We start from the raw sequence: 8,987 nt of genomic DNA on the forward strand, positions 1-8,987 counted from the left end.
GGTGTGGATCTCGTCGCCGGTGCGATCGAGGAAGCCGGTATTGATGAACACGATCCGCTCGCGGGCGGCGTGGATGCAGGCGGCCAGGTTGGCGCTGGTGCGGCGCTCCTCGTCCATGATGCCCAGCTTGACGGTGTTGCGTTCGAGACCGAGCGCGTCCTCCACCAAATCAAACAGGCGAACCGCCAGGGCCACTTCGTCGGGCCCGTGCATCTTGGGCTTCACGACATAGACCGAGCCCGCCGGGCTGTTGCGGCGCGCGCCCTTGATGTCGTGCAGGGCGGCGGTGACGGTGATCAGGGCGTCCACCACGGTCTCGAACACCGGCTGGCCGTTGAAGGTCACGGCGTCGGTCAGCATGTGGTGGCCGACATTGCGCACCAGCATCAGGCTGCGGCCGCGCAGGGCCAGCTCGCCGCCCTTGGGGCTGGCATAGGTGCGGTCGGCGTCGAGGCGCCGCGTCTCGGTCTGGCCGCCCTTGACGAAGCTGGCCGAGAGGTCGCCGCGCATCAGGCCCAGCCAGTTGCGGTAGACGCCGGCCTTGTCCTCGGCGTCCACGGCGGCGACGGAGTCCTCGCAGTCCTGGATGGCGGTGAGCGCGGCCTCCACCAGAACGTCGGCGACGCCGGCGGCGTCGTCCTTGCCGATGCTGTGAGTCCGGTCGATGAGGATCTCAAGGTGCAGGCTGTTGTGGGCCAGCAGGACGCCCTCCGGCGCCTCGGCGGTCCCGCGCCAGCCGGCGAACTGGGCGGCGTCCTTCAGGCCGGTGGTCGAGCCGTCCTTCAGGCTGACGACAAGGGCCTTGTCCTTCACGACATAGCTGGTGGCGTCCGAATGCGAACCCTTGGCCAGGGGCGCCACGCGGTCCAGCAGACCGCGGGCGAAGGCCACGACCTTGGCCCCGCGCGCGGGATCATAGCCCTTGGCGCCGGTCGGCGGCTCCAGGGCGTCGGTGCCGTAGAGGGCGTCATAGAGGCTGCCCCAGCGGGCGTTGGCGGCGTTCAGCGCAAACCGTCCGTTCGAAACCGGCACCACCAGCTGGGGACCCGCGACCTTGGCGATCTCCGGATCGACGCCTTGGGTGGCGATCTCGAAGGGCGCGGGCTCGGGCAGCAGATAGCCGATCTCGCGCAGGAAGGCGGTCTCCTCGCCGACGTCGAAGGCCTTGCTCTTCCGCGCCTTCCACCAGGCGTCGATCTGGTCCTGCAAGGCGTCACGGCGGGCGAGCAGCTCGGCGTTGCGCGGCGTGAAGTCGGCCAGGATGGTCTCCAGCGCCGCCCAGAAGGCGTCGGGCGCCACGCCGGTCCCGGGCAGGAGCTCCTGCTCCACGAAGGCGTGCAGGATGTCGTCGACGGCCAGGGCGTTGCTGATGTCCATTTGCGTACCGAGCTCTCAAATAGGCGGCCAGAGATCCGTCGCGCCGGCGGCGGACCATTTTCGTCGGGCGCTTTACTGCACGGAAGCGCGCGGCTTTGAAGCCCCCAATTGAAAGTTCAGCTGTCGGAGAAGCCGAAGGGCAGGCTGGTGCGCCGGATGTCGTCGGGCAGGATCTGGCGGCCGATGGGAGGCGCCGATCGGGCCGTGCATTCGGTGCGATGGCACAGGCGGCAGGTGACCCCGATGGGGGTGGCGGCCTCCGCCCCAAACCCCGGCTGATCCTGGGTGTAGACCAGCTTGCCGGCGTGCTCGGCGGCGCAGCCTAGCGCGATGGCCCGCTCCACCCGGGCGCTGCCGAACGCCCCGCCGCCAGCGGTCACGGTGCGGGCGATGGAGAAGAACCTCTGGCCGTCGGGCAGCTCCAACCACTGGGTGACGATCTGGCGCGGGGTGCGGAACACCTGGTGGACCGACCACAGGGGACAACCGCCGCCATGGCGGGCGAAGGGGAAACCCGCCCCGTCCAGCCGCTTGGAGACATTGCCGGCCGGATCGACACGGATGAAGAAGAACGGCACCCGCTCCTGCCCCGGCTTCTGCAGGGTGGTCAGCCGGTGGGCGGTCTGTTCGAAGCTGGCGCCGAACTGGCGGGCCAGGGCCTCGACATCGTAGCGCCGCGCCTCGACGGCGCGGGCGAAGGCCGAATAGGGCATGATCACCGCCGCGGCCGCATAACTGGCCAGGGCCCGGCGGGTCAGGCGCTCGCCGCTGTCTGTGACGAAGGTCCCGCCCTCCAGCACCGCGTCGATCTCCTCGCGCATCTCCAGATAGGCCAGCTGCAGGGCCAGCTGGAACATCTGGCTGGCGGTGTCCAAACCGTCGTCCAGCAGGATCTCCTTGCGGTGCCAATCCAGCCGGCGAATCGAGCCGACCATCACGCTGGACGGCAGGCGCCGCACCTTCAGCCCGTGCCGCGCCTTCAGATAGCCCACCAGGTTGTCATGGCCGGCGACCGCCTGGGCGATGCGTTCGGCGGCGTCGTCCAGGCTGGGGAAGCTGTTGCGCCGCGCGGCCAGGAAGCGGCGGGACTCCGCCACCGGGTCGGTGGCGTCGGAGCCCTCGCCGCCGGTCTCGTGGGTCTCGGCGCCCCGGTCGGCCAAGGCCAGCTGCTCCTCGCGATAGGTCGTGTAGAGCCGCAGCAGGGCCTCGGTGATGCCGGGGAAGTTGCCGGCCAGGTCGGAGGTCTCCAGGGCCGGCAGGTCGATGTCGGCGAACATCGGGTCCTTCAGCACCGCCTGCAGTCGGGCGGTCTCGTCGGCGCCGCTGCTGCCCACCAGGGTGGTCATGTCGAGCTTGTAGGTCTGGGCCAGGCGCAGCAGCATCTCGGCGCTCAGGGGCCGGTGGTTGCGTTCCAGCAGGGCGACATAGGAGGCCGAGACCTCCAGGTCGCTGGCCATGTCGGCCTGGGTCAGGCCCAGGTCGCGGCGCAGGCGGCGCAGGCTCGGACCCACATAGAGGCGACGTTCGGCGGCCATGTTAATTACAAGTTCCGTTGTCATGACATTACATCATGACAAGCATTTCCTGTAAAGATTGACAGCTAGACCTCGGAGCGACTCCACAGGACCAAAGCGCCTTGGTACGGGCCGCTCAACTTCACCTCTCGCATCGAGGCTCCCATGGCGTACCAAGACCATATCATCCAGATGAGCCAGCTCATCGACTCCAAGAAGGGCCCCTGGGCCGCCATCGACGCGGAGTCGGTGGCCCGCATGCGCGTCCAGAACCGCTTCAAGACCGGCCTGGAAATCGCCCGCTACACCGCCGGCATCATGCGCAAGGACATGGCGGCCTATGACGCCGACTCCTCGCAGTACACCCAGTCCCTGGGTTGCTGGCACGGCTTCATCGGCCAGCAGAAGCTGATCTCCATCAAGAAGCACTTCGGCACCACCGACCGCCGCTACCTCTACCTATCGGGCTGGATGGTCGCGGCCCTGCGCTCCGAGTTCGGCCCCCTGCCCGACCAGTCGATGCACGAGAAGACCTCGGTGCCCGCCCTGATCGAAGAGCTCTACACCTTCCTGCGCCAAGCCGACGCCCGTGAACTGGGCGGCATGTTCCGCGACCTCGACGCCGCCCGCGCGGCCGGCGACAAGGCCAAGGAAAAGGCCATCCTCGACGCCGTCGACAACTACCAGACCCACGTCGTGCCGGTGATCGCCGACATCGACGCCGGGTTCGGCAACGCCGAAGCCACCTACCTGCTGGCCAAGAAGATGATCGAGGCCGGCGCCTGCGCCCTGCAGATCGAAAACCAGGTCTCCGACGAAAAGCAGTGCGGTCACCAGGACGGCAAGGTCACCGTGCCGCACGAGGACTTCCTGCAGAAGGTCCGCGCCTGCCGCTACGCCTTCCTGGAACTGGGCGTCGAGGACGGCGTCATCGTCACCCGCACCGACTCGCTCGGCGCCGGCCTGACCAAGCAGATCGCGGTCTCCACCACCCCCGGCGACCTGGGCGACCAGTACAACAGCTTCCTCGATTGCGAAGAAGTGGCCCAGGGCGACCTGAAGAACGGCGACGTGGTCCTGAACCGCGACGGCAAGCTGCTGCGTCCCAAGCGCCTGCCTTCGAACCTGTTCCAGTTCCGCGAAGGCACCGGTGAAGACCGCTGCGTCCTCGACTCGATCACCTCGCTGCAGAACGGCGCCGACCTGCTGTGGATCGAAACCGAGAAGCCCCACGTCGAGCAGATCGCCGGCATGATGGACCGCGTCCGCGCGGTGATCCCCAACGCCAAGCTGGTCTATAACAACAGCCCGTCCTTCAACTGGACCCTGAACTTCCGCCAGCAGGTCTATGACGCCTACAAGGCGGCCGGTAAGGACGTCTCGGCCTATGACCGCGACAAGCTGATGAGCGTCGACTACGACACCACCGATCTGGCCGTGGAAGCCGACGAACGCATCCGCACCTTCCAGGCCGATGGCGCCAAGCGCGCGGGCATCTTCCACCACCTGATCACCCTGCCGACCTACCACACCGCGGCCCTGTCCACGGACAACCTGGCCAAGGAATACTTCGGCTCGCAGGGCATGCTGGGCTACGTGAAGAACGTCCAGCGCAAGGAGATCCGCGAAGGGATCGCCTGCGTGAAGCACCAGAACATGTCGGGTTCCGACCTCGGCGACGACCACAAGGAATACTTCGCCGGCGAAGCGGCCCTGAAGGCCGGCGGCGTCCACAACACCATGGGCCAGTTCGCCTAAGCGACCTGATCTACGGACAAGACCAGGACGGCCCGGAGCTCACGCTCCGGGCCGTTTTGGTTTGGGCTCATGGGCAGGAGTCCGTTTCAAACAGCACAAGCCAGGCCGCGCTCGCGTTGCTGAAGGCACGCTCCACGCGTAGCTTCGTCGCATGGAGTACTTCACGCGCGGCTGGGCCTCAGGCGATCTCTCCGACGAGGAATGCGGGGAGATCGAGGCGCGGTATCGGACCTACGTCGCATCTCTCGACCAAGGCGGGCAGGTTTGGCGGTTCGCCACGAGCATCAGCCTGAACGACGCCTACGTGGACCGGCTGGACCACTCCGAAGGCGTTCTGTCACTTCGCTTGCTGACCGGTGACCTGCAGCGCGGCTACTGGCACACGCTTATTCGCTATGGCGGTGGTCGGATCGTCCTGGGCCAAAAGGCTCTTGAGGGCGCACTGGAAATGCGCCCCACGGAAATTTGGTGCGATGAATTCTCGGGTGCTCCGCCAAGGATGGCCCACCGGTTCCTGCTGGTGAAGCCGGGGACCACGGAGGATCGCGGCGAGGTTCATATCGAGTTCGACGAATTTGCCTTCACTGAATCTCCAGCCGGCAGACGCCTTCTTGAAGAGCTTTAGTCATCGGAATTCGGTGACAGAGGGAGCAGCCCTTGCAGGTCCCTGAACTTCAGCGTGCGGTGGCCGCGGCCATCTCGACCGCTAAGGCGCTTGGCCTCCAAGCCGACGACGCGGTCGTGCTTCAGAACTCAAACAAGCTCGCCTTGCGTCTACAGCCCTGTGACGCATTCGCCCGGGTCGCGCCCATGGCGGAGCAGGTTGCGCAGTTCGAGGTCGAGCTTGCCGGGCGGCTCGCCGAGATCGAGGCTCCCGCGGCGGCTCTCGAACCCAGGGTTCCGCCGCTGGTCTACGAGCGCGACGACTTCGCGATTACGCTTTGGACCTACTACGCGCCCGTGACACCCGAACTCGCGCCAGCCGACTACGCAGATGCGCTCTGGCGTCTGCACGCAGGCATGCGGACGATCGAGATCACCGCGCCGCACTTCACGGACCGCGTCGCGGAAGCCCAGGCGCTCGTGGCGAACCAGGACCAAACACCGGAACTCGCCGACGCGGACCGGCGCCTTCTCAGCGGCATGTTGGAGAGCCTCAGGCGAACGATTGTGGCGCGCGGCGCGGCGGAGCAGTTGCTTCACGGCGAACCGCACCCCGGCAATGTGCTGAGTACAAAGATCGGGCCGCTATTCATCGACCTTGAGACCTGTTGTTTCGGGCCAATCGAGTTCGATCTGGCCCACGTGCCTGAGGCGGTCCCCGAGCACTATCGCGACGTTGATCAGGCGTTGCTGAGCGAGTGCCGCGCTCTCGTTCTCGCGATGGTCGCGGCGTGGCGGTGGGACGCCAGCGACCAGTTCCCGAACGGCCGGCAGTGGGCCACACACTTCATCGACACCCTGCGCAAGGGCCCGCCATGGCCGTCGCTACAGGCCATGGCTCGGCAACTTGAGGGGCAGGGCTGACAGAAGGACGCCCACAGCATGACCTTGCCCTATCGCCCGAGCGCCGTGATCTTCGATATGGACGGCCTGCTGTTCGATACCGAAGCGCTCTGGCAAGAGGCGCTGCTGGCCGCCGCCGCCGAAGCTGGTCATCAGATTCCGGACGAGGTCTACAACGGGTCCATCGGCGTGCGCCGGTCGCAATGCGGGGACCTGTTCCGCTCGCACTTCGGCGAGGCGTTCCTGTTCGAGGACTTCCACGCCGATTGGCGACGCCACTTCTGGTTGGTCGCCGAGAACAGGCCCGCCATGAAGCCGGGCGCCCCTGAACTGCTGGAATTCCTGGACCAGGTCCGGCTGCCGCGCGCCATCGCCACCTCGTCATCTCGAACCACCGTCGAGCGTCACCTGGCCTCGCATGGCCTGACGGAGCGGTTCGACGCGATCGTCTGCCGCGGCGACTACGAGAACGGCAAACCCGCGCCCGATCCCTTCCTGAAAGCCGCCGAGCGGCTTGGCGTCGAACCCCGGTTCTGCCTGGCCCTCGAGGACTCCCACATCGGCGTCCGGTCGGCGTCGGCGGCCGGCATGATGACCGTCATGGCCCCCGATCTGATGGCGCCGACGGAGGACATTCGCGCGCTCTGCGTCCTTGTCGTCCATGACCTCCATGACGTCCGCGATCTGGTTCATACCCAATTGCGCAATTAGCTACGCACGTCCTTCTCCCCTTGCGGGAGAAGGTGGCCGGTCGGAGACCGGTCGGATGAGGGGTCACGCTCAACTCTCCGCGCACGATCCAACCGCTCTAACCCGATAGGCCTATCGACCCCTCATCCGACCCTGCTCCGCAGGGCCACCTTCTCCCGCAAGGGGAGAAGGAAAAACTGGAGGCACGCAGGTTGGGTACGGCCACTAGTTCGCGCCAGCGCGTGGATTTCCAGGAGCGCGCCATAGCCACCACAACTCGCGTGACGCCGTTCTCCGACTGGTACATCCTGCCCTGGAGGCTTCCGGGGGGAAGGCATGGACGGCGGACGAAACCAACCGACGGTCAGCGGACCCGAGCCCTCGGGTTTGTCGACGCTGTGGGCGCGGCTCAAGGCCGCGCTGGCCGCGTTGCGGCCGAGGCCCGCCAACCCGGCGCCTCGCCAGAAGGTCACCCGGCGGGCGACCAAGGCCCGTCGGGACCCGGCGGAGGCGGCCGAGGTGAAGGCCTGGCGCAAGGTCCATGGACGCCCGGCGATTTGGATGGCCCCCTTCTTCCTGTTGTTCGCCGCCCTCTATGCGGTCCCGCATCTGGCGCTGGCGATCCAGCCGCAGGCGCCGCGCAGCCTGATCACCGCCCTGGTCGCCGCCTTGCCGGGCTGGGCCGAACCGCTTTCGGCGATGCTGGCCGGGTGGCTGTGGGCGCCATGGTGGCTGGGGGGGCTTGGCCTGCTCTTCCGGCTGCGGGCCGCCTGGACGGCCGGTAAGGCCATACTCGACGCCGTAGGCTGGGGGATGGCCGCCCTGGTGGTCGAGGGGGGCGCCTGGCTGTTCTTTGGCCGCGACGCGCTGGAGGCCTTCAGCGTGGCGGAACAGACCGGCGCCTGGCGGCTGCTGGCGGCGGAATTCATCTTCCTGTTCCTGACCGCCGTGCTGTTCGGGCCGAACACCTACCAGCGCGTCCGGTTCGAACAGAGCTAGAGCGGGTTACGGTGCGGGTTTCGGCGACACTGTGAAATGGCCACCGTCGATGGGGTCCGCGTCGCCCCTAGGCTGTCGCCAGGGCGTGGAACTCCATGATCGCGCCGTAGCCGCCCAGGCCGTAGCCGGCGGTGAGCTGTTCCAGCTCCAGCATGTTGTGCATCAGCAGGATGGCCACCGAGCCGTTGGTGGGATCGGCCTGCCACCAGCCGCCATAGGCGCCGGGCCAGCCCACCGTGCCCACCCCGCCCTTGCCGCGCATCACCGGGGCGGTGGCGGGATCCAGCGCCGTGGCGACCCCCAGGCCGAAGCCCGAGCCTGTCCCGAAGGTCGGCATGCCGAACATGCCGGCCCCCAGCCGCTGTGCGTCGGTGAGCTGGTTGGTGGTCATCAGGGCGCGCGTCTCCGGCGACAGCAGCTCCACCGACGGATCCACGAACATGCGGGCGAAGGCCAGGTAGTCGTCCACGGTGGACCAAAGGCCCGCCCCGCCCGAGGCGAATTCCATGTCGTCGGGGCGCTCAGGCAAGGCCACCCCGCCGGGCGGCGCGGCGAGCTTCTTCAGCTTGCCGGTCATGTCGAACCCGTAGAACCCCGCCCGGCGGTGGCGCTGCTCCGGCGGCACGGAAAACCCGGTGTCGGTCATGCCCAGGGGCTCGAACACCCGGTGGCGCAGCACCTCCTCCAGCGGCGCGCCCTCCATGCGGGCCAGCAGCAGGCCCAGCAGATCCGTGGACCGGCCATAGGTGAAGGCCGCCCCCGGCTGGCCGATCAACGGCAGGCCGGCCAGGCCTGAGATCCAGGCGTCGGGCGACAGTGGGCTGTCGAGATCGGGGCCCAGGGCCTCGCGGTGCGCCGCGTCGATGGGGCCGGACTGGAACCCGGCCTGGGTCAGGCCCGCGCGGTGAGTCAACAGATCATCGAAGGTGATCTGGCGGTCGGCGGGGACGGTGTCCTCCAGCGGCCCGTCGGGATCGCGCAGCACCCGCATCCGCAGGAACTCCGGCGCCACCCGGGAGATCGGGTCCTCCAGGGCGAAGCGCCCCTCCTGCAGCATCGTCAGGGCCGCGGCCGAAACGATCGGCTTGGACATCGAGGCGATGCGGAAGATCGAGTCCCGCTGCATCGGCAGGCCGGCCTCGA

8 protein-coding genes are annotated in these 8,987 nt (G+C 67.7%); 5 read left to right on the plus strand and 3 right to left on the minus strand.

Annotation, left to right across the window (positions count from 1 at the left end; translation table 11 throughout):
• Together Q7T09_RS06520 and Q7T09_RS06525 are read right to left on the minus strand one after the other, a co-directional pair.
• A partial coding sequence (locus Q7T09_RS06520) for a malate synthase G (protein WP_304698619.1) occupies positions 1 to 1,377 on the minus strand: 1,377 nt, incomplete at its 3' end.
• A gap of 116 nt (positions 1,378 to 1,493) precedes the next feature.
• A complete protein-coding gene (locus tag Q7T09_RS06525; RefSeq protein ID WP_304698620.1) occupies positions 1,494 to 2,912 on the minus strand; it encodes a short-chain fatty acyl-CoA regulator family protein in 1,419 nt (472 codons plus the stop codon).
• Positions 2,913 to 3,056: 144 nt separating this feature from the next.
• On the opposite strand from Q7T09_RS06525, the gene Q7T09_RS06530 reads away from it, so the two are divergent.
• From Q7T09_RS06530 to Q7T09_RS06550, 5 genes are all read left to right on the plus strand, one after another.
• Positions 3,057 to 4,649 carry an isocitrate lyase gene (locus Q7T09_RS06530; RefSeq protein ID WP_304698622.1) on the plus strand — a complete coding sequence of 531 codons (1,593 nt, stop codon included), beginning with the start codon at positions 3,057 to 3,059 and terminating at the stop codon, positions 4,647 to 4,649.
• 151 nt (positions 4,650 to 4,800) lie between these two features.
• Complete coding sequence (locus tag Q7T09_RS06535; protein WP_304698624.1) at positions 4,801 to 5,274, plus strand: hypothetical protein; 474 nt, start codon at positions 4,801 to 4,803, stop codon at positions 5,272 to 5,274.
• A 32-nt stretch (positions 5,275 to 5,306) separates the two neighbouring features.
• Positions 5,307 to 6,176 carry a phosphotransferase family protein gene (locus Q7T09_RS06540; RefSeq protein WP_304698626.1) on the plus strand — a complete coding sequence of 290 codons (870 nt, stop codon included), beginning with the start codon at positions 5,307 to 5,309 and terminating at the stop codon, positions 6,174 to 6,176.
• Between the two features lie 18 nt (positions 6,177 to 6,194).
• On the plus strand, positions 6,195 to 6,866 hold the full coding sequence (locus Q7T09_RS06545) for an HAD family phosphatase (protein ID WP_304698628.1): 672 nt from the start codon (positions 6,195 to 6,197) through the stop codon (positions 6,864 to 6,866).
• Positions 6,867 to 7,181: 315 nt separating this feature from the next.
• Entirely contained in the window at positions 7,182 to 7,844 is a 663-nt protein-coding gene (locus tag Q7T09_RS06550; RefSeq protein WP_304698630.1) for a hypothetical protein, read from the plus strand.
• A 67-nt stretch (positions 7,845 to 7,911) separates the two neighbouring features.
• On the opposite strand, the gene Q7T09_RS06555 is transcribed toward Q7T09_RS06550, so the two are convergent.
• On the minus strand, positions 7,912 to 8,987 hold a 1,076-nt coding region (locus Q7T09_RS06555; protein WP_304698631.1), incomplete at its 5' end, for a serine hydrolase.

Source organism: Phenylobacterium sp. (genome assembly GCF_030645195.1).
Taxonomy (GTDB): domain Bacteria; phylum Pseudomonadota; class Alphaproteobacteria; order Caulobacterales; family Caulobacteraceae; genus Phenylobacterium.

Bases quoted from the DNA above. Each gene is read 5' to 3' on its own strand.
- Q7T09_RS06525 (WP_304698620.1), bottom strand. From the start codon at position 2,912: ATGGCCGCCGAACGTCGCCTCTATGTGGGTCCGAGCCTGCGCCGCCTG.
- Q7T09_RS06530 (WP_304698622.1), top strand. From the start codon at position 3,057: ATGGCGTACCAAGACCATATCATCCAGATGAGCCAGCTCATCGACTCC.
- Q7T09_RS06535 (WP_304698624.1), top strand. From the start codon at position 4,801: ATGGAGTACTTCACGCGCGGCTGGGCCTCAGGCGATCTCTCCGACGAG.
- Q7T09_RS06545 (WP_304698628.1), top strand. From the start codon at position 6,195: ATGACCTTGCCCTATCGCCCGAGCGCCGTGATCTTCGATATGGACGGC.
- Q7T09_RS06550 (WP_304698630.1), top strand. From the start codon at position 7,182: ATGGACGGCGGACGAAACCAACCGACGGTCAGCGGACCCGAGCCCTCG.